Source organism: Pseudomonas spartinae (assembly GCF_965197125.1).
GTDB classification, from domain to species: domain Bacteria; phylum Pseudomonadota; class Gammaproteobacteria; order Pseudomonadales; family Pseudomonadaceae; genus Aquipseudomonas; species Aquipseudomonas composti_A.
Window position 1 is genome coordinate 278,218 of record NZ_CBDAMB010000004.1, and the last position, 25,223, is coordinate 303,440.

General features: G+C 64.9%; 27 protein-coding genes. 10 read left to right on the top strand and 17 right to left on the bottom strand.

Features of this window, described 5'->3' with window-relative positions; all coding sequences use genetic code 11:
* Positions 1-253: 253 nt before the first annotated feature.
* Positions 254-1,135 carry a DMT family transporter gene (locus ACN8M7_RS11995; RefSeq protein WP_490260910.1) on the top strand — a complete coding sequence of 294 codons (882 nt, stop codon included), beginning with the start codon at positions 254-256 and terminating at the stop codon, positions 1,133-1,135.
* Here ACN8M7_RS11995 and ACN8M7_RS12000 read toward each other — a convergent pair.
* Positions 1,132-2,154, bottom strand: coding sequence for a Glu/Leu/Phe/Val dehydrogenase family protein (locus ACN8M7_RS12000; protein ID WP_490260911.1), 1,023 nt, complete (start codon positions 2,152-2,154; stop codon positions 1,132-1,134). The two genes, ACN8M7_RS11995 and ACN8M7_RS12000, sit on opposite strands and share 4 nt — an antisense overlap.
* 100 nt (positions 2,155-2,254) lie before the next feature.
* Here ACN8M7_RS12000 and ACN8M7_RS12005 point away from each other — a divergent pair, with 100 nt between their 5' ends.
* Complete coding sequence (locus tag ACN8M7_RS12005) at positions 2,255-3,058, top strand: SirB1 family protein (RefSeq protein ID WP_490260912.1); 804 nt, start codon at positions 2,255-2,257, stop codon at positions 3,056-3,058.
* A gap of 30 nt (positions 3,059-3,088) precedes the next feature.
* Here ACN8M7_RS12005 and ACN8M7_RS12010 read toward each other — a convergent pair whose 3' ends face one another.
* The 3 genes from ACN8M7_RS12010 to ACN8M7_RS12020 all read right to left on the bottom strand — a co-directional run bounded on the left by ACN8M7_RS12010 (position 3,089) and on the right by ACN8M7_RS12020 (position 4,375).
* Positions 3,089-3,445, bottom strand: a complete 357-nt coding sequence (locus tag ACN8M7_RS12010) for a PilZ domain-containing protein (protein WP_061237744.1) — start codon at positions 3,443-3,445, stop codon at positions 3,089-3,091.
* A gap of 59 nt (positions 3,446-3,504) precedes the next feature.
* Entirely contained in the window at positions 3,505-3,927 is a 423-nt protein-coding gene (locus tag ACN8M7_RS12015; RefSeq protein WP_061237743.1) for a DUF4124 domain-containing protein, read from the bottom strand.
* A 73-nt stretch (positions 3,928-4,000) separates the two neighbouring features.
* Positions 4,001-4,375 carry a tetratricopeptide repeat protein gene (locus ACN8M7_RS12020; protein WP_061237742.1) on the bottom strand — a complete coding sequence of 125 codons (375 nt, stop codon included), beginning with the start codon at positions 4,373-4,375 and terminating at the stop codon, positions 4,001-4,003.
* Between the two features lie 151 nt (positions 4,376-4,526).
* Here ACN8M7_RS12020 and ACN8M7_RS12025 point away from each other — a divergent pair, with 151 nt between their 5' ends.
* The 3 genes from ACN8M7_RS12025 to pyk all read left to right on the top strand — a co-directional run bounded on the left by ACN8M7_RS12025 (position 4,527) and on the right by pyk (position 7,834).
* Positions 4,527-5,333, top strand: coding sequence for a tetratricopeptide repeat protein (locus ACN8M7_RS12025; protein ID WP_061237741.1), 807 nt, complete (start codon positions 4,527-4,529; stop codon positions 5,331-5,333).
* 69 nt (positions 5,334-5,402) lie between these two features.
* A complete protein-coding gene (locus ACN8M7_RS12030) occupies positions 5,403-6,311 on the top strand; it encodes a universal stress protein (RefSeq protein WP_490260913.1) in 909 nt (302 codons plus the stop codon).
* A gap of 71 nt (positions 6,312-6,382) precedes the next feature.
* Positions 6,383-7,834, top strand: coding sequence for a pyruvate kinase (pyk, locus tag ACN8M7_RS12035; protein ID WP_061237739.1), 1,452 nt, complete (start codon positions 6,383-6,385; stop codon positions 7,832-7,834).
* A gap of 99 nt (positions 7,835-7,933) precedes the next feature.
* On the opposite strand, the gene ACN8M7_RS12040 is transcribed toward pyk, so the two are convergent.
* Genes ACN8M7_RS12040 through ACN8M7_RS12055 form a run of 4 tightly spaced genes read right to left on the bottom strand, consistent with a single transcriptional unit; the run spans position 7,934 to position 11,028 of the window.
* Positions 7,934-8,137, bottom strand: coding sequence for a hypothetical protein (locus ACN8M7_RS12040; protein ID WP_061237738.1), 204 nt, complete (start codon positions 8,135-8,137; stop codon positions 7,934-7,936).
* Positions 8,137-8,910 (bottom strand): enoyl-CoA hydratase, encoded by a 774-nt coding sequence (locus ACN8M7_RS12045; RefSeq protein WP_061237737.1) that lies wholly within the window; start codon positions 8,908-8,910, stop codon positions 8,137-8,139. The genes ACN8M7_RS12040 and ACN8M7_RS12045 overlap by 1 nt, the downstream gene beginning before the upstream one ends.
* A 59-nt stretch (positions 8,911-8,969) precedes the next feature.
* Positions 8,970-9,908 carry an iron-sulfur-binding ferredoxin reductase gene (locus ACN8M7_RS12050; protein WP_490260914.1) on the bottom strand — a complete coding sequence of 313 codons (939 nt, stop codon included), beginning with the start codon at positions 9,906-9,908 and terminating at the stop codon, positions 8,970-8,972.
* Complete coding sequence (locus ACN8M7_RS12055) at positions 9,901-11,028, bottom strand: GGDEF domain-containing protein (RefSeq protein WP_490260915.1); 1,128 nt, start codon at positions 11,026-11,028, stop codon at positions 9,901-9,903. The genes ACN8M7_RS12050 and ACN8M7_RS12055 overlap by 8 nt, the downstream gene beginning before the upstream one ends.
* Positions 11,029-11,289: 261 nt before the next feature.
* Between ACN8M7_RS12055 and ACN8M7_RS12060 the strand changes: the two genes are divergently transcribed.
* Complete coding sequence (locus ACN8M7_RS12060; RefSeq protein WP_490260916.1) at positions 11,290-12,813, top strand: fumarate hydratase; 1,524 nt, start codon at positions 11,290-11,292, stop codon at positions 12,811-12,813.
* Between the two features lie 74 nt (positions 12,814-12,887).
* Here ACN8M7_RS12060 and dsdA read toward each other — a convergent pair whose 3' ends face one another.
* The gene (dsdA, locus tag ACN8M7_RS12065) at positions 12,888-14,243 is read right to left on the bottom strand and encodes a D-serine ammonia-lyase (protein ID WP_490260917.1); all 1,356 of its coding nucleotides are present in this window, start codon (positions 14,241-14,243) and stop codon (positions 12,888-12,890) included.
* Between the two features lie 140 nt (positions 14,244-14,383).
* On the opposite strand from dsdA, the gene ACN8M7_RS12070 reads away from it, so the two are divergent.
* Entirely contained in the window at positions 14,384-15,058 is a 675-nt protein-coding gene (locus ACN8M7_RS12070) for a DUF1028 domain-containing protein (RefSeq protein ID WP_490260918.1), read from the top strand.
* Here the strand turns inward: ACN8M7_RS12070 and ACN8M7_RS12075 are convergent.
* The gene (locus ACN8M7_RS12075) at positions 15,055-16,029 is read right to left on the bottom strand and encodes a GlxA family transcriptional regulator (protein WP_061237731.1); all 975 of its coding nucleotides are present in this window, start codon (positions 16,027-16,029) and stop codon (positions 15,055-15,057) included. The genes ACN8M7_RS12070 and ACN8M7_RS12075 overlap by 4 nt on opposite strands.
* A gap of 94 nt (positions 16,030-16,123) precedes the next feature.
* Here ACN8M7_RS12075 and ACN8M7_RS12080 point away from each other — a divergent pair, with 94 nt between their 5' ends.
* The gene (locus tag ACN8M7_RS12080; RefSeq protein WP_061237730.1) at positions 16,124-16,672 is read left to right on the top strand and encodes a cysteine hydrolase family protein; all 549 of its coding nucleotides are present in this window, start codon (positions 16,124-16,126) and stop codon (positions 16,670-16,672) included.
* 1 nt (position 16,673) lies between these two features.
* Here ACN8M7_RS12080 and zapE read toward each other — a convergent pair whose 3' ends face one another.
* The 3 genes from zapE to ACN8M7_RS12095 are packed head-to-tail and all read right to left on the bottom strand — an operon-like array spanning position 16,674 to position 19,260.
* The gene (gene zapE, locus ACN8M7_RS12085; protein WP_490260919.1) at positions 16,674-17,792 is read right to left on the bottom strand and encodes a cell division protein ZapE; all 1,119 of its coding nucleotides are present in this window, start codon (positions 17,790-17,792) and stop codon (positions 16,674-16,676) included.
* Positions 17,789-18,673, bottom strand: coding sequence for a carbon-nitrogen hydrolase family protein (locus tag ACN8M7_RS12090; protein WP_490260920.1), 885 nt, complete (start codon positions 18,671-18,673; stop codon positions 17,789-17,791). Before ACN8M7_RS12090 ends, zapE begins: the two co-directional genes overlap by 4 nt.
* Positions 18,670-19,260, bottom strand: a complete 591-nt coding sequence (locus tag ACN8M7_RS12095; RefSeq protein WP_490260921.1) for a GNAT family N-acetyltransferase — start codon at positions 19,258-19,260, stop codon at positions 18,670-18,672. Before ACN8M7_RS12095 ends, ACN8M7_RS12090 begins: the two co-directional genes overlap by 4 nt.
* Positions 19,261-19,372: 112 nt before the next feature.
* On the opposite strand from ACN8M7_RS12095, the gene ACN8M7_RS12100 reads away from it, so the two are divergent.
* Positions 19,373-19,771, top strand: a complete 399-nt coding sequence (locus tag ACN8M7_RS12100; protein ID WP_061237726.1) for a nuclear transport factor 2 family protein — start codon at positions 19,373-19,375, stop codon at positions 19,769-19,771.
* Between the two features lie 84 nt (positions 19,772-19,855).
* On the opposite strand, the gene ACN8M7_RS12105 is transcribed toward ACN8M7_RS12100, so the two are convergent.
* The 4 genes from ACN8M7_RS12105 to ACN8M7_RS12120 form a co-directional block, all read right to left on the bottom strand.
* Positions 19,856-21,028 carry an MFS transporter gene (locus tag ACN8M7_RS12105; protein ID WP_490260922.1) on the bottom strand — a complete coding sequence of 391 codons (1,173 nt, stop codon included), beginning with the start codon at positions 21,026-21,028 and terminating at the stop codon, positions 19,856-19,858.
* 76 nt (positions 21,029-21,104) lie between these two features.
* Positions 21,105-21,593, bottom strand: coding sequence for a DUF3237 domain-containing protein (locus tag ACN8M7_RS12110; RefSeq protein ID WP_490260923.1), 489 nt, complete (start codon positions 21,591-21,593; stop codon positions 21,105-21,107).
* A gap of 40 nt (positions 21,594-21,633) precedes the next feature.
* On the bottom strand, positions 21,634-22,968 hold the full coding sequence (locus tag ACN8M7_RS12115) for an alginate export family protein (RefSeq protein ID WP_490260924.1): 1,335 nt from the start codon (positions 22,966-22,968) through the stop codon (positions 21,634-21,636).
* 127 nt (positions 22,969-23,095) lie between these two features.
* Positions 23,096-24,358, bottom strand: a complete 1,263-nt coding sequence (locus tag ACN8M7_RS12120; RefSeq protein WP_490260925.1) for a serine hydrolase domain-containing protein — start codon at positions 24,356-24,358, stop codon at positions 23,096-23,098.
* A gap of 146 nt (positions 24,359-24,504) precedes the next feature.
* On the opposite strand from ACN8M7_RS12120, the gene ACN8M7_RS12125 reads away from it, so the two are divergent.
* A complete protein-coding gene (locus tag ACN8M7_RS12125; RefSeq protein ID WP_061237721.1) occupies positions 24,505-25,116 on the top strand; it encodes a TetR/AcrR family transcriptional regulator in 612 nt (203 codons plus the stop codon).
* Positions 25,117-25,223 lie beyond the last annotated feature (107 nt).

A 25,223-nucleotide genomic window follows, 5' to 3' on the forward strand; every position in this document is an offset into this window, starting at 1 on the left:
GCTTCTGCGACATATCCGAAGCTGTTTTCATGCCCCTCACCGCGCCTTGCCACAACGACTCCGCCAGCGCCGCTTATCGCGTCGCTGTCGACGGCTGCGCGCCACCACCTGCCTGTCGCGCCGGCACCCCTCCACCGCCGGCCCTCGTCCAAGCGGGCTGATCCCGCTCCTCCTCGCTCCGTTTCATCGCCTCAGCGACGCGCGCCGTTGCGCGCGTGCGGAGCTCATGTGGATTTTCGACAGGTGTTCCCTCATGTGTTTCGATTCGACTTCCCTGCGCACCTATGGCGCGACGGCTCTGTTCGTGCTGCTCTGGTCCGGTGGTGCGATCTTCGCTCGCCTGGGCCTGGACCATGCTTCGCCCTTCGCCTTCCTGCTGCTGCGCTTTGCCCTCGCCTTTGCCGCGCTGGTGCTGATCGCCAGTCATTCCGGAGTCTGGCTGCCCGAGCGCGACCTGCGTTGGGCAACCGCCAGGGCCGGCCTGCTGCTGATCGGCGGCTACAGCATCTGCTACATGCTGGCGCTGGCCGAAGGGGTCACACCCGGCGTGCTGGCAACGGTGCTCGGTGTACAACCCATACTGACCTTGATGCTGCTGGAGCGGCGTACTTCGCTGCTGCGCGTGCTCGGCTTGCTGCTGGCCCTGGCCGGGCTGGCGATAATCGTCGCGGACAGCCTGATGAGCAGCGCGATGCCGCTGTCCGGCGTGGCACTGGCTCTCGGCGCCCTGCTCTGCATAACCGGCGGCACCATCGCCCAGAAGAACCTGCGACAGACGCCCATGCGTGCCCTGCCGCTGCAGTACGGTCTCTGCCTGCTGGGCAGCCTGGTGCTACTACCCAGCCAGGAGTGGCAGGTGAGTTTTGACATCGGGTTGATCATGCCGCTGTTGTGGATGGGGCTGGTGGTGTCGGTGGGCGCACAATTGCTGCTGTATCGGCTGATCCAGACCGGCAATCTGGTCAATGTCACCAGCCTGTTCTATCTGGTGCCGGTGACGACGGCGCTGCTCGATTACCTGCTGCTGGGCAATCGCCTTTCGGCCAGTGCTCTGGCCGGGATGGCTGCGATCCTGATCGGGCTAGCTCTGGTCTTTCGCTTCGCCCCTCGCCTGGAGCGCGCGAATAGCGGCTAGGCGCCGTATAGCAGGCGCTCGGCCAGATAGTCGGCGACGCGCGCCGGGGAGCGTTTTTCCGCCTGGCCGTGGGCGTAGATTTCGGTCAATCGTCGACTGATCTGCGCCAGATGCGCGGTGATCGCCGGCAACGCCTCACCGCGATGACGCAGCGCCACGTAGATCAGCCCACCGGCGTTCAGTACGTAATCCGGTGCGTAGAGAATACCGCGCGCTTCCAGCTGGTCGGCCACTTCGGGGCTGGCCAGCTGATTGTTGGCCGCTCCAGCCACCGCCGCGCAGCGCAGATGGGCTACCGTCTGCACGTTCAGTACGCCACCCAGACCACAAGGCGCGAGGATGTCGCAGGGAGTGGCGAGCAATGCATCGCTGGCAATCGGATGCGCGCCCAGCTGCTCGACAGCCAGTTGCACACGCCCGGCATCGATATCGCTGACCAGCAGTTCCGCTCCCGCAGCATGCAGCGCCTCGGCCAGGGCGAACCCGACGTTGCCCAGGCCCTGCACGGCGACCCGCAATCCTTCCAGGTCATCACTGCCCAGGCGCGCCTGAGCGGTGGCGCGGATACCCGCGAACACACCCAGCGCCGTGTGCGGCGAGGGGTCACCCGCCTGGGTGGTGCTGGTGACATGCTGGGTGTACTGGGCGATGCAGTCCATGTCGGCGCTGGAGGTGCCGCTGTCGACCGCCGTGATGTAGCGGCCGTTGAGCGTCTCGATGAAACGCCCGAAGGCTTCGAACAGCGCGGCCCGACTCTGCAGATGAGCCGGGCGGATGATCACCGCCTTGCCGCCGCCATGGTCGATACCGGCCAGCACGGCCTTGTAACTCATGCCCTGGGCCAGACGGATGGCATCGGCAATGGCGCTGCGTTCATCGGCATAGGCCAGGTAACGGCAACCGCCGAGTGCCGCCCCGAAGCGGGTGTTGTGAATGGCGATAACGGCCTTGAGGCCGCTGGCCCGATCCTCGGCCAGGTGCAGGGCCTCGAGGCGGGCGGCTTCCATCATGCTGAACATGGGCGAGCTCCCGAGCAGATGTCAGCCACCAGTATAGGAGAGCCCCACTGGACGACGCCCCTGACAGGGGCTACAACAGCAGAAGTCAGCGGAGAATGCGATGAGCCCACGCCAAGCCTGTCTGCAGTGCCTGCAACGCGATCCTCCCGCCCTGTTCGAGGCGGCTCTGTGGATTGCCGCCGAACACGATGATTCGCTGCAGCCAGCACAGGTGCTGAGTGAATTGCACAGCCTGCAACTGCAGGTCAGCGCCGGGCTTCCCACCCTGCCCGTCCGCGAACTGGCCCAACCACTGCTGCGCCGCCTGGCCGAACTCGACTTTCAGGAAGACGACGAAGGCGTGACGCGTCCGCAGCATGCGCTTGTGCATCATGTGCTGCGCAGGCGGCGCGGCCAGCCATTGACCCTGGCCTTGATCGCCCTGGAGCTGGCACGACGGCTGGAGATTCCGTTGCAGGGGGTGAACTTCCCCGGGCATTTTCTGCTCCGCGTACCCGGTGCGGATCACCTGCTCGATCCGTGCGGCGGGCGCCGCCTGTACACGCGCGACTGCCGTGAGCAGCTCTATCGCCAGCTCGGACCTGGCGTAGAACTCAGCGCCGCGCACCTGCAGACGGCCGATGCCGGCGACATGCTGCGCCGCCTGTCACGCAATCTGCGCCTGCTGCATCTGCAGCACGATGCCCCGGAAGCAGCACTCAGGGATGCCGAACGCGTCCTGCAACTGGGCCCGCCGAATCTCGTCGATCACCTGGCCCGGGCGGATGTCTACCGCCAGCTCGATTGCCCACAGGGTGAGCGCTACGACCTGGAGCGAGCCCTGCTGTTCTGCGAGGAAGAAGGTCTGCGCCTGCAACTGAGTCAGCGCTTGCGCAACCTGGCCCGTGTGCCGGCGATGCATTGAGGGCACGGAGCGCGGCGCCCCGAGGCACTATCAGGCAGAAGCCGCCAGGCCGTGGAAACTGAAGTAGTAGCGCAACGCATCGATCATCTCGACGTAGTCGGCAGGTGGCGCGACCAATGCGAAACCGGAGTCGTAGACGCCGGGATTGACGTCTTCGCGACACCACTGGCAGTTGGCGGAGAAGTCGATGAAGCGCATGCCCTGCTGACCCGGAATTTTCAGGCGCATGTCGAAACGGGCGCCCACCAGCAGTGGCAACTGGCTGATCAGCATCAACCCGTCGAGAGAGACATTGCCGATGAATCCCATCGGCTTGTCGGTAATGCGATTGAACACCTTCAGGTAGTAGGGCAACTGATGGCGTTCGATTCGGCGCTGGCTACGCATAGTGGCAAATCGCTACAAAGGGTCTTGAGTATGGCCCTACTACGACCACTTAACCACCCTCAAGAACAGCGTTGGGCTATCCGTTCGCGCAACTGGCGACGAGCGGTGTCTGTTTCTTCATCACTGTAGTAGATGCGCTCACCGTTGGCGTCGGTGCGGTAATAGCTGAAGCCTTCGGGAATCTGCGCCAGGCGCCGGCGCAAGTCACGGCATTCGTTGGCTCGTTCTTCGCGCTGCGCAGTCGCGGCAGCGGCGGCCTCTTGCTGCTCCTCGCGCCTGGCGTCGTAGAAGCGCTGGCTGCGCGCCTCGCGCTCGCGCGTGTGCTGGTCACGTTCGACCACCTGAGGCTTCACCTGCACGGTTTCAGCCCCGGCCACGGGGCGCTGGCCGAAATGCACCTGCCCCTGCTCGTCCGTCCAGCGATAGATTTCTGCCGCGGCCAGCGAGGGCAGCAGCGCGGCGATCAGCAACCAGTGACGCATGTTCATCCTCCATGAGAGACACGCGTCAGCTTATACCGCGCCGCATCGCCGAGAAATGCTTGCGACCGAAGGTTCAGAGCGCAGCCGGGCTGATCTTGGCGGCCGGTGCCGGGCTGTGATGCCCCAGCTGCTCCAGGGTCTGCAGGCGAGCGCGGGCGCGATAGGCATACTCGCTGGCCGGGTAGCGCGCGATGATGAACTGGTAGGTCTGCGCCGCATCGACGAACAGGCTCTCACGCTCCAGGCATTGACCACGCAGCAGGGAAATTTCCGGCTGCAGGTAGCTGCGCGAGCGGCTCTTGCGCTCGGCCTGCGACAGCTCCAGCGCGACCTGGGCGCAGTCACCTTCGTTATAGGCGCGATAAGCGTTGTTCAGATGATGGTCGAGCGAGACGCGGGTGCAACCCGTGGCAACCAGGGCCACGGCCAGAATGATCAGGGTACGCATGGGCAAGTCCTCCAATGGGCAGTGTATCGACAGCGCCGGCAAAAACTGAACAGCGACAAACCTCCGATGGGTTTTGCTGCCCACGCCTTGGCGCTGTATGGCGTGCTGACTAGACTGCGCGGCACCGGCCCGTTTCGGCCAAGGAGCCCGCATGCCGCTCGTCCGACCGCTTTGCCTGATCATTGGCGCCACCCTGCTGAGCGCCTGCGCACCGACCACGCCGCTGTTCATCGCCCAGGTCACCACCAACGAAGTGGTCGAATACAAGGCCCTGAAAACCAAGCGCATGACCGCAGCCATCGAAGAGGAAGGCGATCTGCTGACCTACAGCGCCATGGCCATTCGCGACGCCCACAGCGACAAGGCCGAAGCGCTGTATCTGGACGGCTACCGCGACCCGCAACTGAGTGGCGAGGTGCGCGCCATCGCCCTGTATCAGATCGGCCTGATCTACATGAACCGCTTCAACGAGCAGCGCGATGACCCCAAGGCGCTCAACTACTTCTACAAGGTGCTCAACGAGTTTCCCGCCAGCCAGGCAGCCAACCGCGCCGAGCAGCGCATCGAGGCGATCCGCCAACGCGCTGACGAGCCGATCCACAAGACCTCGCGCGAGCTGCTGGAAAACTGGCAACCGAGCCAGAACCTCGATCTGTACAAACCCAGCCTCGACCCGGACATGACCCTGCTGTCGCGCCGCGCCGTGCTCAAGGGCCGCGTCGATGAAGCCGAGCAGCTTTACCTGCTGGGCCTGGCCGACCCGCACGTGCCGGCGGACATCAAGGAAAAGGCGCTGTATCAACTGGCGCTGATGCACATGGCGCCGGACAACCCCAACGCCAACCGCGACAAGGCCATCGCCTACCTGCGCCGCCTGCTGGTGCAGTTTCCCGAAGGCGAGCTGACAGCCAAGGCCGCGCGCCATCTGGACCTGGCGCTCAATCCAGGCATGCGCTGACCCATATCAATGCCGCTCAGCGCAGCATGGTCTGTAATGCAGTGACAGACTCCAGGCGAGGACGCTGCCATGAAACTGCAACGACTGCTGGTCGTGATCGACGCCGAACACCAGCAACAACCCGCCCTGCAACGCGCCGTCGAAATAGCGCGCCAGGTCGGTGCCGAGTTGCACCTGCTGCAGATCGAATACCACCCCAGCCTGGAAGGCGGCCTGCTCGACAGCCAGTTGCTAGACCGCGCCCGTGACGCCATCGTCCGGCAAAGCTGCGAGAAACTGCGCGCCAGTGTCGCCCAACTGAGCGATGAAGGGTTCAAGATCGAAGTGGACGTGCGCTGGGGCAAGCGCCGCCATGAAGAGATTCTTGCCCGCGTCGCAGCGCTGCAACCGGATATTCTGTTCAAGTCGACCCATCCCAGCAGTGCGCTGCGCCGCCTCTTGTTCAGTGACACCAGTTGGCAACTGATCCGCCGCTGCCCGGTGCCGCTGTGGCTGGTGCACGACGCCGAGCCACGTGGTCACAGCCTGTGTACGGCGCTCGACCCACTGCACAGCGCGGACAAACCAGCCGCCCTCGATCACCAGCTGATTCGAGTCAGTCAGGCATTGCAGGCTGCCCTCGGCTTTGATGCCGACTACCTGCATGCGCAGGCCCCGCTGCCGCATTCACTGCTGTTCGACGCCGAAGTAGCGCAGGAATATGAAGACTACGTGACCCAGTGCAGCCGCGAGCACCGCGAAGCCTTCGACAGGCTGCTCGCCGAACACGCCATCGATCGCGCCAAGACCCACCTGCTCGATGGTTTTGCCGAGGAGGTCATCCCGCGCTTCGTGCGTGAGCACAATATCGGTCTGCTGGTGATGGGGGCCATCGCCCGCGGCCATCTGGACAGCCTACTGATCGGCCACACTGCGGAACGGGTGCTGGAACGTGTCGAGTGCGATCTGCTGGTGATCAAACCGGACGACAAAGGGTAGTGCACAGGAACAATGACTACAGCGCAAGGCCGTAGTAGCCTCCCCGGCATAGTTCACTAGGGAGTTCGTGCATGACCTTTCGCCGTACCAAAATCGTCGCCACCCTGGGCCCGGCCAGCAACTCGCCGGAAGTGCTGGAACAACTGATCCTCGCCGGTCTCGACGTGGCCCGTCTGAACTTCTCCCACGGCACGCCAGACGACCACAAGGCGCGCGCCGCCCTGGTACGCGAACTGGCCGCCAAGCACGGCCGTCATGTCGCCCTGCTCGGTGACCTGCAAGGCCCGAAAATCCGCATCGCCAAATTCGAGAACAAGCGCATCGAGCTCAAGGACGGCGACCTGTTCCGCCTGTCCTCGAGCCACTCGCGCACGGCCGGCACCCAGGACGTGGTCGGTATCGACTATCCGGCACTGATCCAGGACTGCGATGTCGGTGACGAGCTGCTGCTCGACGACGGTCGCGTGGTCATGCGCGTCGAACTCAAAGGCGCTGACGAACTGCACTGCCGCGTGCTGATCGGCGGCCCGCTGTCGGACAACAAGGGCATCAACCGCCGTGGTGGTGGCCTGACCGCACCGGCCCTGACCGAGAAGGACAAGGCCGACATCAAGGTCGCAGCGGAAATGGACCTGGACTACCTGGCCGTGTCCTTCCCCCGTGATGCCGCCGACATGGATTACGCCCGTCGCCTGCTCACCGAAGCCGGCGGCAATGCCTGGCTGGTGGCCAAGATCGAACGCGCCGAAGCCGTGGCCGACGACGAATCACTCGATGGCCTGATCCGCGCCAGTGACGCGGTGATGGTCGCCCGTGGTGACCTGGCCGTGGAAATCGGCGACGCCGAGCTGGTCGGTATTCAGAAGAAGATCATCGCCCACGCCCGTCGCCTGAACAAAGCCGTGATCACCGCCACGCAGATGATGGAGTCGATGATCCACAGCCCGATGCCGACCCGCGCCGAAGTCTCCGACGTGGCCAACGCCGCGCTGGACTACACCGATGCGGTGATGCTCTCGGCCGAAAGCGCCGCCGGCGAATACCCGGTCGAAGCCGTGCAGGCCATGGCCCGCGTGTGCCTGGGCGCCGAGAAGCACCCGACCAGCAAGCAGTCCAGCCACCGCATCGGCCGCCAGTTCGAGCGCTGCGACGAAAGCATCGCCCTGGCCACCATGTACACCGCCAACCACTTCCCGGGCGTCAAGGCCATCATCAGCCTGACCGAGAGTGGTTACAGCCCGCTGATCATGTCGCGCATCCGCTCGTCGATCCCGATCTTCGCCTTCACCCCGCACCGCGAAGCGCAGGCCCGCGTGGCGCTGTTCCGTGGCGTCTACACCGTGCCGTTCGACCCTGCCTCGCTGCCAGCGAACAAGGTCAGCCAGGCGGCGGTGGACGAACTGCTCAAGCGTGGCGTGGTCGAGCCGGGCGACTGGGTCATCCTGACCAAGGGTGACAGCTACCACGGTACCGGTGGCACCAACACCATGAAGATCCTCCACGTCGGCGATCATATGGTGTAACCCACCCGCTCACGCAGAAGGCCGCTCATCGAGCGGCCTTCTGTTTTATGGGGCCTGGCTGCAGCGTGCGCAGCGGATAGCGCGTAGAAAGTCCGCCCCTCAGGTGCGCACGAAATAGGCAATGGCGATCAGCGACAAGCCGATCACCAGCAGCCACAGGGTGCCGTCGACCAGATAGGGAAACCCCATCAGGCCCAGGCCACAGAGAAAAGGCACGGGTTTGCTCTGGCGCCGCCCATAGATCACGAACCCCAGACCGATGCTGCCGAACAGCAGCCCCCAGAGCAGCGCAGCGCCGTCCATCAGGCGAACCTCGTGAAGTCTGCCGGGCGCCTTTGCATGAACGCCGACAATGCCTCGATGGCCTCCGGCGAACGCAGGCGCTGGCCGAACAGCGCGCCCTCCTCCTCGATCACCTGGCGCAGCTCGTCACGCCCCGGCGCGCGCATCAGGCGCTTGCTGTCGACAACCGCCGATGGCGCCAGCTGGAGAAAACGCCGGGCCATCTCGCGCGCTTTGCCGAGCGTCGCGGCGCCATCGTCGAGGGCCTGGTTGGCGATGCCCCAGGCCGCAGCCTGCTCACCGCTGAAACCCTGCCCGAGCAGCAGCAACTCGGCAGCCCGTGCGTGCCCCAGCAAGCGCGGCAGAATCAGGCTGGAGCCATACTCGGGGCACAGACCAAGATTGACGAATGGCATCTTCAGTTGCGCATCGCGGCTGACGTAGACCAGGTCGCAGTGCAACAACAAGGTGGTACCGATTCCCACCGCAGGGCCCGCCACCGCGGCCACGACCGGCTTGGGAAAGTCGAACAGGGCGCGCATGAACTGGAACACTTCACTGTTCAGCCCGGTCGGTGGCGCCTGGAGAAAATCGGCGACGTCGTTGCCGCTGGTAAAGCACGCCTCGCCGCCAGTCAGCAGCACCACGCGCACGCTGGCGTCGCGCGCGGCGTCATCCAGCAGCTCGGCCATGCCGGCATACATGGCGCGGGTCAGCGCGTTCTTCTTGTCCGGGCGGTGCATGCGCAGGGTCAACAAGCCGTCGTCGCGTTCGATATGCAGGTGTTCGCTCATGCCACAGCTCCAATGTGCGACTTACGCACTGGCATCGGGCCTGGCAGGCCCCACATGACCTAAGCGCGAGTGAGGAAGACGTCGGCGAGCATCTGGCTGCGTGGCAACCCGGCCATGTAGAGGCGCCGCGCGAAGCTCTCGACCGTCGTGGGATGGCCGCAGAGTAAGGCGAGGGTCTGCCGCGAAACAAGGCGCAGTTCGGCCAAAGCAGCCGGCAACTGCGCCGCCGTTACCAGCTCCACCTGCAGGTTGGCGTGCTGCGCGACCAATGCCTGAAGCTCGCTCGCCAGATAGTGCTCGGCTGGCTCATGCGCGACATGCAGCAGGCGGATGGCGCCTTGATGTTCCTGACGCAGCGCATCACGCAAGACCCCGTACAAGGGAGCCAGCCCCGTGCCAGCGGCCAGCAGCCAGAGCGGCCGGGCCTGCCAATCGGCGTCGTAATGCAGAGCGCCACCGCGCAGTTCGCCGAGACGCAGCGCATCGCCAACCTGCAACTGCCGCGCGGCATCGCAGAACGCACCTGGCATGCGGCAATCGATATGAAACTCCAACCCGTCGTCCTCGCCCGGCACGCTGGCCAGTGAATACGGACGCGCCACACCCTGCTCATTCCACAGCAGCAGATGCTGGCCGGGGCGATAGCGCAATGGCCTGGCTGGCTGCAGGCGCAGGCGCAGAACCTGCGGGCTGGGCCAGTCCAGGGCGAGCACCTTGGCCGCCAAGCCATCGCGCTGCGGATCGAAGGGTTCGACCTGCAGGTTCCCGACCACCTGGCACTGACAGGCCAGGCGCCAGCCCTCGGCGCGCTTGTCGGCCGCCAGCGCCTCGGGCTTGCGATCCTCCGGCTCGCCGTCGACGCAGCGCACCAGGCAGGCATGGCAGCTACCGGCGCGGCAACTGTAGGGCACGGCAACACCAGCGCCGAGCAATGCATCGAGCAAGTTGGTTTGCTGGGCAACCTGCAGTAGCTGGTCACCGACGCGCAGCTCAGGCACCCACAGTCTCCCAGCTGGCGTCGCAGCGATTGCGTCCACTGCGCTTGGCCTGATAGAGCGCCTGATCGGCGCGCTGCAGGGCTTCATCGAGATCATCACCGGCGACCAGCAACGTCATGCCGACAGAGAGGCTCAGACCGTCGACTTTCAGGCCCACCGGCTCGGCCTTGGCGAAGGCAACGCGCAGACGGTCGCAGCACGCGGTGAACTGATTGGCATCGGTATTGGGCAAGAGCAGAACGAATTCCTCACCGCCGTAGCGGGCAATGATGTCGCCGTCACGCAGACAGGCACGGGCGATCGCGGCGAAGGCTTGCAGTACCTGGTCGCCAGCGGCATGCCCATGAGCATCGTTGATTCGTTTGAAATGGTCCAGATCGATCAGTGCCAGACCGTGCTGACGGCCATGCTCCATATGCTCCAGCTCGCGGGTGGCCAGGCGCAGGAAATGGCGTCGGTTGAACAGCCCGGTGAGTTCGTCGGTGGCAGCCAGATCCTCGAGCTGACGCATCATTCCACGCAGGGTGTCCTGGTGCGCCTGCAGGGCGAAACGGCGCTGGCGCATGCGCTTGCGCATGGCCTGCACGTAGCTGGAAAACAGACATAGCCAGACCAGCAGGATGAACAGCACCCAGACCTGCAGCCAGGCCACGCCTGGGTCCCGCAGCTGCATGCGGTAGCCCTCGATCAGCAGCATCGCGGTGAAGCCGAAGAAAGCAAATACGGCGCAACGCACGAACACCTTGGGCGGCAACTGGAACACGCCGAACAGCAGGATCAGAATGTAGAACACCATCATCACGCCACGCGCACTGTCGAACAGCGCCAGCACCGGCGGTTGCCAGGCCAGCGCCACCAGCACTTGGGCTTCGGTCAGGCTGGGATCTTCACAACGTAGGTTGCGACCGGAAAGAAACAGCCAAAGAAACACCAACTGGCTGCCGAACACGCCCAGCGTCATCCAGCCAGCAGTGCTGGTCGAACCGAGAAACAGGCCATTGAACACGGCAAACCAGCAGACGAGCGCCATCATCGCGTACGTCGCGAAGGCCATGGCGAAGCGTTTGAGCAGGAGGCTCTGCAGGCTGCGTTGCGTTCCCCGGCGACTCATTGGGCTCATGGGCTCCATCCCATACTGGCATATGGCCGTAACTCTACCCCCCTGGCCATGGATTTCCTAGCGAGCCGATAACCGCCCCACTGCGCGTGCCATCGACCTTCGGCTGCTGTGCCCGCCACAGTCGCCTGCGGTATACTGCCGCGCCTTTTTGGGCGGCTCTGAAAATATCGTCAAGGCGGTTTCAGAGGTGCCCTTCCGCCGTTGCGCCGGGTCGTTGTCCGGCGCTTCCTTGTTGATGTTCCCTGATAGAGGAGCGCCCCAATGACCGTGATCAAGCAGGACGACCTGATTCAGAGCGTCGCCGACGCACTGCAGTTCATCTCCTATTACCACCCCGTCGACTTCATCCAGGCGATGCACGAGGCCTACCTGAAGGAAGAATCGCCAGCCGCCAAGGACTCCATGGCGCAGATTCTGATCAACTCGCGCATGTGCGCCACCGGCCACCGCCCGATCTGCCAGGACACCGGCATCGTCACCGTGTTCGTCAAGGTGGGTATGGACGTGCGCTGGGACGGCGCCACCATGAGCGTCGACGACATGATCAACGAGGGCGTGCGTCGCGCCTACAACCTGCCGGAAAACGTCCTGCGTGCCTCGATCCTGGCCGACCCGGCAGGTGCGCGCAAAAACACCAAGGACAACACCCCGGCAGTGATCCACTACTCCCTCGTCCCTGGCGACAAGGTGGAAGTGGACGTCGCGGCCAAGGGCGGCGGCTCCGAGAACAAGTCGAAGATGGCCATGCTCAACCCGTCCGACTCCATCGTCGACTGGGTCCTCAAGACCGTGCCGACCATGGGCGCCGGCTGGTGCCCGCCGGGCATGCTCGGCATCGGCATCGGCGGCACTGCCGAAAAAGCAGCGGTGATGGCCAAGGAAGTGCTGATGGAGCACATCGACATCCACGAACTGCAGGCCCGCGGCCCGCAGAACCGCATCGAAGAGCTGCGCCTGGAGCTGTTCGAGAAGGTCAACCAGCTGGGCATCGGCGCCCAGGGCCTGGGCGGCCTGACCACGGTGCTCGACGTGAAGATCATGGACTACCCGACCCACGCCGCGTCGTTGCCGGTGTGCATGATCCCCAACTGCGCCGCCACCCGCCACGCCCACTTCGTGCTCGACGGCTCCGGCCCTGCCGAGCTGGAAGCGCCGGATCTGGATGCCTACCCGGAAATAGTCTGGGAAGCTGGCCCGAGCGCGCGCCGCGTCAACCTCGACGAGATCACCCCGGAAGACGTGCAGAGCTGGAAGCCGGGCGAAACCGTCCTGCTCAACGGCAAGATGCTCACCGGCCGCGACGCTGCGCACAAGCGCATGGTCGACATGCTGAACAAGGGCGAGCAGCTGCCGGTGGACCTCAAAGGTCGCTTCATCTATTACGTCGGCCCGGTCGATCCGGTCGGTGACGAAGTGGTAGGCCCAGCCGGCCCGACCACCGCCACCCGTATGGACAAGTTCACCCGTCAGATCCTCGAGCAGACCGGTCTGCTGGGCATGATCGGCAAGTCCGAGCGCGGCCCGATCGCCATCGACGCGATCAAGGACAACAAGGCCGTGTACCTGATGGCCGTCGGCGGCGCCGCCTACCTGGTCGCCCAGGCGATCAAGAAGTCCAAGGTGCTGGCCTTCGAAGAACTGGGTATGGAAGCCATCTACGAGTTCGAAGTCAAAGACATGCCGGTGACCGTCGCGGTCGACACCAACGGTGAGTCGGTACACATCACCGGCCCAGCGATCTGGAACAAGAAGATCGCCGAAAGCCTGGCGGTGGAAGTGAAGTAAGCGTCAACGCTGCAAAGCAGAAGCCCGGCCAAGTGCCGGGCTTTTGCATTCTCTGGAGATGAATCCGTAACCCGTCAGGCGCCCTGCAGCAGTTGTCGGCCGCGTGCCAGGTAGCTGTCCATCTCCGCCTGCGGCACCATGCTGCCGCCCGTCGCCCATACCAGATGAGTCGCCTGCGCCATGCGCTGCGGCGTCAGGCCCATGCGCTGACGATAGCCCTGCTGCTCGCCCAGCACCCGCAGCACACCCGGCATGCCGGCCAGGGCCGAAGGCTCCAGACGCTGGCCCTCGGTCTGTTCCAGCAACGCCAGGTAGCGGAACAGCTGTTCATCGCTGACCGTGTAGTAGCCATCGATCAGACGCTGCATGGCGCGCCCGACGAAACCCGATGGCCGACCGACCGCCAGGCCGTCGGCTGCGGTGCGGTTGTCGATGCCGAAATCCTGCACCGCCAACTCTTCATGTCGGCCGGTATGCACGCCGAGCAGCATGCACGGCGAGTGCGTCGGCTCGGCGAACAGGCAGTGCACCGCGTCGCCAAACGCCAGCTTCAGGCCAAACGCCACACCACCCGGCCCACCGCCCACACCGCAAGGCAGGTAGACGAACAGCGGATGCTCGGCATCGACCACGACACCGGCCGTTGCCAGTTGCTGCTTGAGGCGTTCGCCGGCCACCGCATAGCCGAGAAACAGATGCCTGGAGTTCTCGTCATCGACGAAGTGGCAGCGCGCATCGGCCTCGGCCTGGCGCCGCCCCTGCTCCACCGCGACGCTGTAATCGCTGGCGTACTCGACCACCGTCACGCCATGGGCACGCAGCTTGTCCTTCTTCCACTGACGCGCATCGGCGGACATATGCACCGTGGCCTGGAAGCCCAGGCGCGCACTGATGATGCCGATGGAAAGCCCCAGATTGCCGGTGGAGCCGACGGCCACCTGATAACCCGCGAAAAAGGCACGCATCGCATCGCTATCGAGGCAGGCGTAGTCGTCGTCGAGGCTGAGCAGCCCGGCCGCCAGTGCCAGGTCCTCGGCATGCTTGAGCACCTCGTAGATGCCGCCACGGGCCTTGATCGAACCGGAAATGGGCAGATGGCTGTCACGCTTGAGCCACAGCGCGCCGATCTCGCCCTTGCCGTGAATCTCTTCACTCAGCAAGGTCTGCATATGCGGCAGATGCAGGATATCCGACTCGATGATCCCGCCACTGGCGGCCGTCTGCGCAAACACGCGAACCAGATAGGGCGCGAAACGCGCGAGACGCGCGCTGGCATCGGCCACATCCGCGGCGCTCAAGCCGACATCGCCCAGCGCCTCGCTGACCGGCGCCACGGCGGGATTGAACCAACTGGTTTCACGCAAGGCGATCAGCTCGTCGAGCAGCGGATATTGCGCTCGCCACTGGGCGAGCGGCTGACCAAGGATCATCGGCAGTTTCCTCATTGCAGGCCGTTAACAGCGGCCATTAGATGACGCCGGCGCGCATCTGGCAAAGGCCGCGAGCGGCAGACCAGCGGAACGATAGCCGCCGAGGCATGGCCTAAACGGGAAACCGCCAAGGAGCTGTCATGACCTTTTCCATCATTGCCCGCTGCCCGCGCAGTGGACAGTTCGGCGTCGCCGCCGCCACCGCGATGCCGGCAGTCGGCAAACTGCTCAGCCATGCCGCTGCCGGCGTCGGGGCAGTGGCGACCCAGGCGCAGGTCAACCCCTATCTGGGCCTGGATGGCCTGCAGTTGCTGCGCCAGGGACTGTCGGCTGAGCAGTCACTGGAGCGCCTCAAAGGCACCGACCCCTGCATGGAACTGCGCCAATGCGCCCTGATCGACGCCCAGGGCGACAGCGTCTGCTGGACCGGCGAACAATGCCTGCCCTGGGCCGGCTCGCTCAGCGGCGAACAGTTCTCCATACAGGGCAATCGACTGGTCGGCCCGCAAGTGCTGGACGCCGTGGCCGAAACCTTCCGCCGAGAAGCCAGGCGCCCGCTGATCGAACGCCTGATCGAAGCGCTGGACGCCGGCGATCGATGCGGCGGCGACCGGCATGGCGAATCCTCCGCGGTGATCTATGTGGTCGACAAGGAGGACTACCCGCTGTGGGACATCCGCGTCGACCATCACCTCGACCCGGTGGCCGAACTGCGCCGCCTGCACAAGGTGTTCGCCCGCGACGTGCTGCCAGAGATACTCGCCATGCCGACACGCGAAAACCCGGCAGGCCTGGCGGCCGAGGATGCGGTCTAGCGCGCGGCGGCCCCGAAGCGCCGCCGATAATCGCCAGGCGACACGCCCACCAGGCGGGTGAACACCTTGCGAAACGCCCCGCTGTCACCGTACCCCACCTGCCAGGCCACCTGCTCGATGCTCTGGCGGGTGAACTCGAGCAACTCGCGCGCCTTGCTCACACGCAGCTGCTGGCAGTACTCGGTCGGTTTCATGCCCGTAGCCGCGCGAAATCGACGCAGGAAGGTGCGCTCCCCCAGGCCCGCGCGCGCAGCCATGCTGGTCAGGCTCGTCTCCGCCCCGGCCTGCCCCTGAAGCCAATGCTGCACGGCCAGTACCGCCGCGTCGCCATGGTCAAGGCTGGGCGCGAAGCTGCTGAAATGCCGCTGCGACTCGCGGTTCAGATCGACCACCAGAAAGCGTGCAGTCTCCGCCGCGATGGTCGGCCCCAGCAGCCGCGTCACCAGCGCCAGCCCCAGATCGGTCCAGGCCATCAGCCCCCCGGCGGTGATCAGGTCACCGTCGTCGATGACCATGCGCTCGGGAAGTACCTGAACCAGCGGAAAGCGAGCCGCCATCTGCGCGGCCAGCGCCCAGTGGGTGGTTACCGTGCGGCCGTCGAGCAAGCCGGCCTCGGCCAGCGCGAACGCACCGACGCACACCGACGCCAGCAGCACACCCGCGCCATGCTGCTCACGCAGCCAGTCGCGATAGCAGGCGGCGAGCGGCTGGTCGGCATCGTCATCCAGACAGGGCGGCAGAATCACCACCTGCGGCGGCGCCTCATCCTGCGCCGGGCTGCCGAACACGCGCCGTACGCACCCGCTCTCATCGGCCTGCCAGTGGCTGACGCGCAGCCGAGGCAGCCCCTGGCGCTCCTGCCCCGCCGCCATCCGGTTGGCCACGCTGAACAGATCGCCCAGGCCATGCACCGCCGCGAGCTGCGCGCCGGGATAGAGCAGTAGTCCGATCTCCAGACAGCGCTCGCTCATTGTCAGTTTTTCCCCACAGATTGTCGGCCCTGCCCATCCTCGCGCAGGCGCCGGGGCGATAAGGTTTGCCGCACATCATCCCACGGAGAACACCATGAGCAAGCGCGCCCTGATTCTGATCGACATCCAGAACGACTATTTCGACGGCGGCAAATGGACCCTCGAAGCGATGCAGCTCGCCACCAGCAACGCCGCCCGCGTGCTGGCCGGCGCTCGCGCAGCAGGCGACAAGGTGATCCACGTGCGCCATGAGTTCGGCAGCGACGATGCGCCCTTCTTCGCACCGGGCAGCACCGGCGCGCGCATCCACGAGCAGGTGCAGCCATTGCCGGACGAGCCGGTGGTGCTCAAGCACCAGGTCAACGCCTTTCTCGGCACCGACCTCAAGGCTCAACTCGACGCCGACGGTATCGAACAGGTGACACTGGTCGGCGCCATGAGTCATATGTGCATCGACGCCGCAGCCCGCGCCAGCAGCGACTTCGGTTATGCCACCACGGTCATTCACGATGCCTGCGCGACGCGCGACCAAGAATTCGAAGGGCAGGCGATTCCCGCCGCGCAGGTGCATGGCGCATACATGGCCGCGCTGGCCTTCGCCTATGCCCAGGTCATCTCGACCGAGCAGTACCTGGCTGGCTGATTCAGCTTGCCCCGAAGCGCTCCAGTTGCATCTCACGCAGACGGCTGAGGGTGCGGCGAAAGGCAAAATCGAGATAGCCCTGGGTATACAACTCCTCCAGGGCCACGTCGGCCTCGATATACAGCGGCACGCGGCGATCGTAGCACTCGTCGACCAAGGCGATGAAACGCCGCACCGCATCGTCGTTTTGCGCCAGCGCCGGCAGTTGCCGATCCCCGGCATCGATCCGCTCGGCGCCATCTTCGGTGCCACGGGCGATGCGCCCCTCGCGCGGCGCGCCGCCCAGCCGCGGCACCTGGTCGAGCAGGATCGCCGGGAAGCGCTCGCACAGCTCGATGAAATCCGGCGCGGCCAGTGGCTGTTCGCACACATCGCTGAACCGGCACCACAACGCCGCCGGGCTGTGGCCCAGGGTCGCGACGCGGCGATGGTTCAGCTCGAACGGCTCACGGCTCACCGGCTGGCCCTCACTCAAGCGAGCGAACAGTTCGCCCAGCGCCTGCGGCTGCTGCACCCAGTAGCGCTGCACCTCGGCGCCGGGATGCAGGCGATGATCCTGCTCACCATCCACGGCCACCACCTGCATGTGCGCCTCGAGCGCAGCGATGGCCGGCAGGAAGCGCTCGCGGTTGTAGCCGTCGGCGTAAAGCTGATCCGGTGGCTGGTTGGAGGTCGCCACCAGCACCACGTTCTGCTCCACCACCAGGCTGAGCAGACGCCCCAGCAGCATGGCGTCACCAATGTCAGTGACGAACAGTTCGTCGAAGCACAGCACGCGCACCTCGCGTCCCAGCTCCTCGGCCAGCAGGCGCAGCGGGTCGGCATTGCCGGTGAGCTGGAACTGACGCTGGTGCACCCACTGCATGAAGTGATGGAAGTGCTGGCGCCGCGCGGGCACGCGCAAGGCGTTGTAGAAGCTGTCCATCAACCAGGTCTTGCCGCGCCCCACCGGCCCCCAGAGGTAGACACCGGGCGGCCGCTCACCGCGATGCACGGCCTCGAAACACTGCTGCAGCGCCTGGACTGAACGGCGCTGGGCAGCATCGACGACGAAACCACCCGCCAGTGCCTGTTCATAAGCGGCCAGCGGCGAATCCGGCAGCGCCTCTGGCGCGTTCATCGCAGCACCAGCCGGCCGTCGTCGAACTGCGTTGGCCAGTCGCGGCGGGTGAACACCTGGCCCTGTTCCCGCACCCGGCGCACCTCGGCCAGATCCAGCTCGGCGATCAGCCAGTGACTGCGCGCGGGGCACAGCGCTTGGCTCTCGGCGATCACTCCATTGGCCGGCATGCCGTAATCCGACGGCACGTACAGCGCGGCGCGGCCGATGTTCTCGTCCAGCGCCGGCGACCAGGGCGCCAGGCCGACGGTGGGTGATTGCAGCACGGCAATCTGGTTTTCCAGGGCACGGGCCTGGGCGCCGATACGCACGCGATAAAAGCCCGCCTCGGTATCGGTGCAACTGGGCGCCAGGATCAGGTCCACCCCGGCCTCGGCCAGGGTGCGCGCCAGCAACGGGAACTCGTTGTCGTAGCAGATCAGGATGCCGAGCTTGCCCAGCGCCGTGTCGAACACCTTGAGCCCGCTGCCCGCCGCAATCTGCCATTGCTCCAGCTCGAAGCGGGTCATCATCAGCTTGTCCTGGCTACCCAGGCAGCCGTCCGGGCCGAACAGCCAGGCGCGATTGCGGTAGAGGCCATCGTCATCCAGCACCGCCACCGAGCCGGGTTGCAGATGGACCTTGAGCCGCCGAGCCAGGTTTTCGCACAGTTCCAGCCAGCGCGGCAACAGCGCCTGGATGCCGGCGATGGAGCCATGCAGATCGCTGCGCTGAGCCTCCGGCAACTGCCCGGTCAGCACCAGCCCGGCGTATTCCGGCAGCAGCAGCAGCTCGGCGCCCTGCCCGGCCGCCTCTTCGCACAGCGCGCTGAGGTGCTCGGCGTAGGCGTCCCAGCTGGTCAGCAGGTCGATGTGATATTGGCAGGCGGCAACCTTGATCATGCGGTGAGTTCCTTCAACCAGAACGACATGGGCTTGGCCGACTCCTCGGCTTCGTCCAGGTCGCGCCAGTGGTACTGGGTGTGCAATTCGGGGTGATGACGGTAGCCACGACGCGCCCAGAAGGCGTCCAGCGGCTGATAGTCGGCAGGCCGGCGCGGGTGCTCGGCCGGGCGCTGCACGGCGCAGAAGGCGCACCAGTCGAAGCGCCCCAGGCGCCGTGCATGAGCCTCGCGCTCGGCAAAGAAACGCACGCCCAGGCCGCGCCCCCGCCAGGCCGGCAAGACCACCGACTCGGCGCAGTAGAAGATGCGCGCAGGATCCCAGCCGGCATTGATGAACGGCTGCTGGAACTCTTCGGTTTCATCGATCAATGGCAGCGCGGTGGAGGCGCCGACCACCCGCCCCTCGTCACGCACCAGCACGCACAGGCTGCCCGCGCTGCGCACATAAGTGTCGAGGTACTGGGACTCGTAATCGAAGCTGCCGTCGTAAAGGTAGGGAAACTCGCGGAAGACCGTGATCCGCAAATGCGCCAGGTCTTCGATATGGGGCGCGATCTGCGGCCCCTGGAGCAATTCGATGTCCATCTGGAGTCGTTCGCCAGCAGCAGGGTGACGCCGGCGGCTATGCCGGCACGAAAGCGCGAACTTATCATGCGTGCCAAGCAACCACTAACCACGCTACGAAAGGAATTTAGCCATGACCGCCACCGAACTGGTTCAGGCCTACTATGCCGCCTTCAACGCCGGCGACATGCCCGCTTTCCTCGACCTGCTGGCCGAGGATGTGGTGCACGACATCAACCAGGGCGAGCGCCAGGTTGGCAAAGCCACCTTCGCCGCCTTCATGGACAAGATGAACCGCTGCTACCGCGAGCGCCTGGCCGACATCGTGGTCATGCAGAACGCCGCCGGCGACCGCGCCGCCGCCGAGTTCGTGGTACACGGCGAATACCTGGCCGACGACGAAGGCCTGCCGCCGGCCAACGGCCAGACCTACGTGCTGCCGGCCGGCGCCTTCTTCGAGATCAGGGACGGCAAGGTCGCGCGCATCAGCAACTACTACAACCTGGGCGACTGGGTTGCACAGGTAGGCTGACCACCCGCGCCATCACCGTCTCACGCCCCTCGGCGACTGCAATGAGCGGCCCGGGGCACCTTCATCGGTGCCCCGGACCTCGCCTCAGACCGAGCATTCGAGCGGTTTGCCGTGCGGGTTACGGCGCCCGAACAGCAGCATGATGATCACCAGCATGCAGCCGACCAGAATCGCCCCCGAGGACAGCACGAAGATGCTGAAGCGGTCGTTGCCCTCGATGAACAGGCTGAGCAGGGTCGGCGCTGCGGCCGCCGATGCTACTTGCACCACACCGACCAGTTTGGTCAGGCGCCCGGTCGGGTCATGGGTCACCACCGAGGACATGTAATAGGACAGCGCCAGGTTCCAGCCGAAGTTCATCAGGAACACCGCGATCATCAGATCCGAAGCCGTGTGGATGCGCGTGGCGAGCATGTAGATGGCGCCGAGTACGGCCAGCGAACCGGTGAGAATCATCGACACGCGGCCCAGGTGACGACCGGCGATGCTCGGCAGCGCCGCACCCGGCAGGCCGCCGAGCAGGCCGATGCTGATCGCCCAGCCGATATCTACCGGCGCAATGCCGGCCTCACTGGCGATGCCTTCGACGAAGCCCCACAGCGAGTAGATCGCCAGCTGCAGGAACAGCATGCCGAGCAGCGAACAGACGCCGATCAGGGTCAGCCCCGAGAACATCGGCACGCTGGAGCGCTGCTGCTGATCCTCACTCTGCTTGACCGGCAGGATGAAGCACACCAGGCACAGCAGCACGAACCAGGCCACCAGGTAGTAGATCGCCCCGGAGAAGCCCTGCCACTCGGCGACGATCGGCAGGATCACCGCGCTGCTGGCGAACAGCGCAGTCTGCACGAACAGCAGGATGCCGAAGGAGCGATCCGGCCCACTCATGCGGCCCAGGCAGTAGATGGCGTAGGAATACAGAATGCCCGAGCAGATGCCCGAGATGCAGCGCAACACCAGCAGCGTGTCGAGCTGGGTGACGCTGGCCGTGGCGGCGTTGGCGAGCAGCAGCACGAGCGCCGTGCTCAGGGCGATGGTGCGTGGGCCGAGAAAGCGCAGCATTGGCACGTACAACAGCGTGCCGACGATGGAGCCGCACATCTCGGCGGACATGGTCCAGCTCTGCTGGAGCAGGCTCAGGGTCAGGCGCTCGGTCAACAGGCCGATGAAGATCGGCTGCACACCGATGACGATGATCGAAGCAGCCGCGATGAAAATGCACGCGGCGCGTACGAGGGTTTGGTTAGCGATGTTCATGGTCGGTACCTGCCGGCTGGGCCACCGGGTGGCCTGCCGCTTCAGTGAAATTCATGAATGACGAAAGGAAAGCCGGTCAGACGAGTCGGTAACAATGAATGGCAACCAGGTCCGCAGCGGGATAAATCACCTTGCCGATCAGTGCGCTGCGGGTCAGCCAGTCCAGCCGCCCGCTCGCTACCTGAAAACGCGGCGAACAGCTGCACTGGTACTCCTGCTCGTCGACCGGCCAGATGCCCTGCGCATCCAGTTCGCGGGCCTTGTCGCTGAGCACGAGCAGGCCGACGTTGTGGATGTTGATCAGCTCACCGCAGTCGCTGAGCAGGCTGTAGCGAGCATCCAGCTCACCCACGCCGTCGCTGCGCTGCAGGTAGAAGTCGGCGCCGCCGGCGAGGACTTCGCCGCGCACGTCCAGGCCTTCGAAATGCCCGCCAAGTATTCTGAAGTTGCTGCGCTGGCCATCCGTGCAGGCGCCCAGTTGATCCCCCGCGGCAATTGACACGTGGATACTCATCACCCATTCCAGAGTCGGCACGCCGAGCCCGGTTTGCGCTGTGTTTGTCATCACGCACTCCTGCGCCCCGAGAGGCGCTGCTGGCTCGGTTTCAGTAACGGTAGGTAACGTAGAGTTCGAGGGCGCTGAACGGGTCGTCGTCGCCGAAAGCCTGCTTGGCCGCCGACTTGGCATTCACCCAGTTGTAGGCCACCGAGCCGTAGAAACTCGGGGTGGGCGTCCAGTCGAGGAACACCACGGTCTCGTCGGCGAAACGGCGACTGTCCATGGCGGCGCCGCGGAAGTTCTTCTCGTCGAGCCAGAACTGGTAGTGGATGGTGCCGATGGCCAGGGTGTCGGTCAGGCGGCTTCTGAGTGAGAACTGCTGAACCCGCTCATTGCTGTTGAACAGCAGGTAGTTGCCCACCACGTCGCCGATCAGCCAGCTGCTCCAGTCGACGAAGCCCTTGCTGAGCGGGTCCCAGGCTTTCTGGGTGTTGTCAGCCAGGTTGTCGTCACCGGAGAACACGGCGTAGCGGTAGCCGAGCGTGGGTGTGAACGGCAGATCCTGAAACTGGTAATCGGCTTGCGCGTACCAGGCCTTCGCATCGAATTTCAGCCTGGAGTCGCCGCCGCGCTGTACGGCGTACTCGCCATTGAGGGTCAGGTTCGGCAGCCCCGGCAGATGGCCGCGCAACGCGCGCAGGTTGAAGACCTGCATACCGTCGCGGCGCATCGCGTCGCTGCTCTTGCTGGCCTCGGTGTCGACCTTCATGGCCATGACGCCGAGGGTCACCTGGCCTTCGAGGTCGTAGTCCAGGTTGGCGCCGCTCATGCGGTAGTCGCCGTAGTGGTCGTCGGTACCCAGGGTGAATGCCTGGGCCTGTACCGGGCCGTGGCTCCAGTCGAGGATCGCCGAATCCTTGAAGGCGGTGCGCGGAGCGAGCCAGTAGGCACCATCGCCGAACAGGTCGAGATTGCCATCCATGACGATGAAGCCGCTGCCGATGGTGTAGTTCTGCCGGCCGGCGGTGAGCTTCCAGTCGCCGGCGCGGATGCCGACGTAGGCCTCTTCGGTGTTGATGCGGTTATCGGAGCTGCGCGTGAATCCTCCTGCATCGCCATCACCGAAGGTCCAGGTGCCAATCGCCGACGCGCCGGCCAGCAGGCTGACGGTTTCGTTGAGTGAGTAGTCGAGGGTGATACCTGGCTTGAGGTAGGCCTCCTGCCAGTCGAGCTTGGAACCCTTGTTTTCGAAACTGCGGATATCCACCGCACCGGTACCGAAGTTGACGCCGCGGGTACTGACGGAGGCGGCTCCGGCCGTCAGGTTGAGTTCGCCTTTGAGGTTCTCGTATTCGAACGGGTAACCGGCCAGAGCCGGTTGGCTGAGCAGCGGAATGCCGAGGGCAAGCAGCACGCAGGGGGAACGCTTGGACGTGTACATATGAAGCTCCTGTGTATTTTTTTTGTATTACAGGGCAGTTGGTGGCGGCCGAATCGACCACCGATTACCTGACGCAGCAGGCTGGAGCGCTGGCGAACCGGCGCTCTTGGTTCTTGTATTCGGTGAGTCAGCCGTGCAGATGGGCGGCGATGGTTCTCAGCATTTGCACGGTGTCGATATCCAGCTCGGTCACCGCATCGGGCAGCGACGACTGCTTGACGATGACCACGTCAGAGTTGAAATCGACGAACAGGTACTGGCCGTGGATGCCGCTGGCCATGATGGCCGGGCTGTGGTCGTTGAAGACGTACCACTGGCTGCGGTAGGAGGCGCCCGGGGTCCACTCGGAGAAGTCCTTGTGCACGCCGTAGATGGCCGGATCGGAGCCGGCCGCGATGGCCTCGATCACCGCCTTGTCGATGACCTGCTCGCCATCGACCTTGCCGCCGTTGGCGAGCATCAGGCCGAAACGGCCCATGTCGCGCAGGGTGGCGTTGAAGCCGGCACCGGCGACGCTGCGCCCCCAGGGATCGGCCATGAAATAGGCATCGCGCTCGCAGCCCAGTCGCTGCCACACGGCCTGTAGCTGCTCGGCGCAGCCCACGCCACTGGCACGCTCCATGACCCAGGCCAGCACTTCGGTGGTGGCGGTCACGTAGTGGAACAGGCCGCCATGTTCGCAGCGCTTACGCAGCGACGGCAGGTACAGATACAGCGACTCGTACTGGGCATATTCGGGCAGCGCCGGCTTGAAACCGCAGGCGTAGCCGTACTGAGAGCTTTCCGAGGCGGGATCGTCGTACAGCTCGGTGTAATGAACACCAACAGCCATGTCGAACAGCTGGCGCACGGTGGCGTCGCCAAAGGCGCTGCCGGCCAATTCCGGCACGTAATGCTGGGTCTGCGCCTCGGGGTCGAGCACGCTGTCGTGGATCAGTTGTTCGCCGAGTACACCGATCAGCGACTTGGTGACCGAGAACATGATGTGGCGGTCGCTGGCGACCTGGCCATTGAAGTAATTCTCGTAAACCACGCGGCCCTTGTGCAGGACCAGGAAGCTGTCGGTCTTGCTGGCGTGCAGGTGGTCGAGCACGCTGACGCTGCGCCCGCAGGTGCTTGCGAACGGCAGACCTTCGACCTCTACCGGCGCATCGGCCAGCACAGAACTGGGTCGCGCCCCGGCGGCGACATCGATGGTGGGACGCAGGCGTGCCAGGTTGCGAAAGCCCCAGCGGTTGAACGGCGGCGACATCCAGTTGGCCCAGGTCACACGCTGTTGCGGCTCGGCAGGGAAACCCTGCATCAGTACGGGCTCTTGTTGTTCTTGGTCGTACATCTCGCTGACTTCCGTATTACGGGAAACCAGGGAGCGGTCGAGGATTTGGTTCATCTGACTCATCCTGGAAGTGGCCCTGCGTGCAGCAGGTACAGGAAATAATTAATGCCATTAACTATTTAAGTCAATAAAATATTTTTGCGAGAAAACCTAAGCCACTATCATTCACGCATGCCCTCCCCACCAACCAAGGAGCGACGGTGAGCGGACTACGTGAACGTCAGAAGGCACTGCGCCGCAAGGCCATCTCGGCAGCTGCCGTGGCGCTGTTCCAGCGCCAGGGATTTCGCGAAACCACCGTCGAGCAGATCGCCCGCGATGCCGGTGTCTCAGCGCCCACGGTGTTCAACTACTTCGGCAGCAAGCACGAGATCATCCTGGAGATGATCAAGGAGGCCGACCGCCGCGCCCTGGTCGACGTGCACACGCGCATCCGTGACTTCGACGACCCGATCGACGCGCTCTGCCATCTCGAACACATCCTCGTCAGCTATGCGTTGCACGTGCTGCCCCCCGCACTCTGGCGCGAGCTGCTGCCGCTGGTGCTGGTCGGTGGCAACGGTGGCCTGCCCGAGGCCTACCGGCAGATGAACCGGGGCCTGCAGGCCGAGATCGCCAATGTGCTGCGCGAGCTGCAAGCGGCCGGCAAGCTGCGCGCCGACCTGGACGTGGAGCTGGCCGGCTTTCTGCTCAATGACTATTCGCACCTGCAACTGCTGCGCCTGACCGCCAGCGACGAGCTGGACATGCAGGCCCACTCGGCCACCGTCAGAGCCACCACGCGCCTGATGTTCGAAGGCATGCGCGCCTGATCGCATCCAACAGGCGGCCGACCTGCCCTGATGCAATCCAGGCGGCAACCTGACAGCACACTCTCACGGCCCGGCCATCGCCTCGGCGCGGATTCATCCGCGATGGC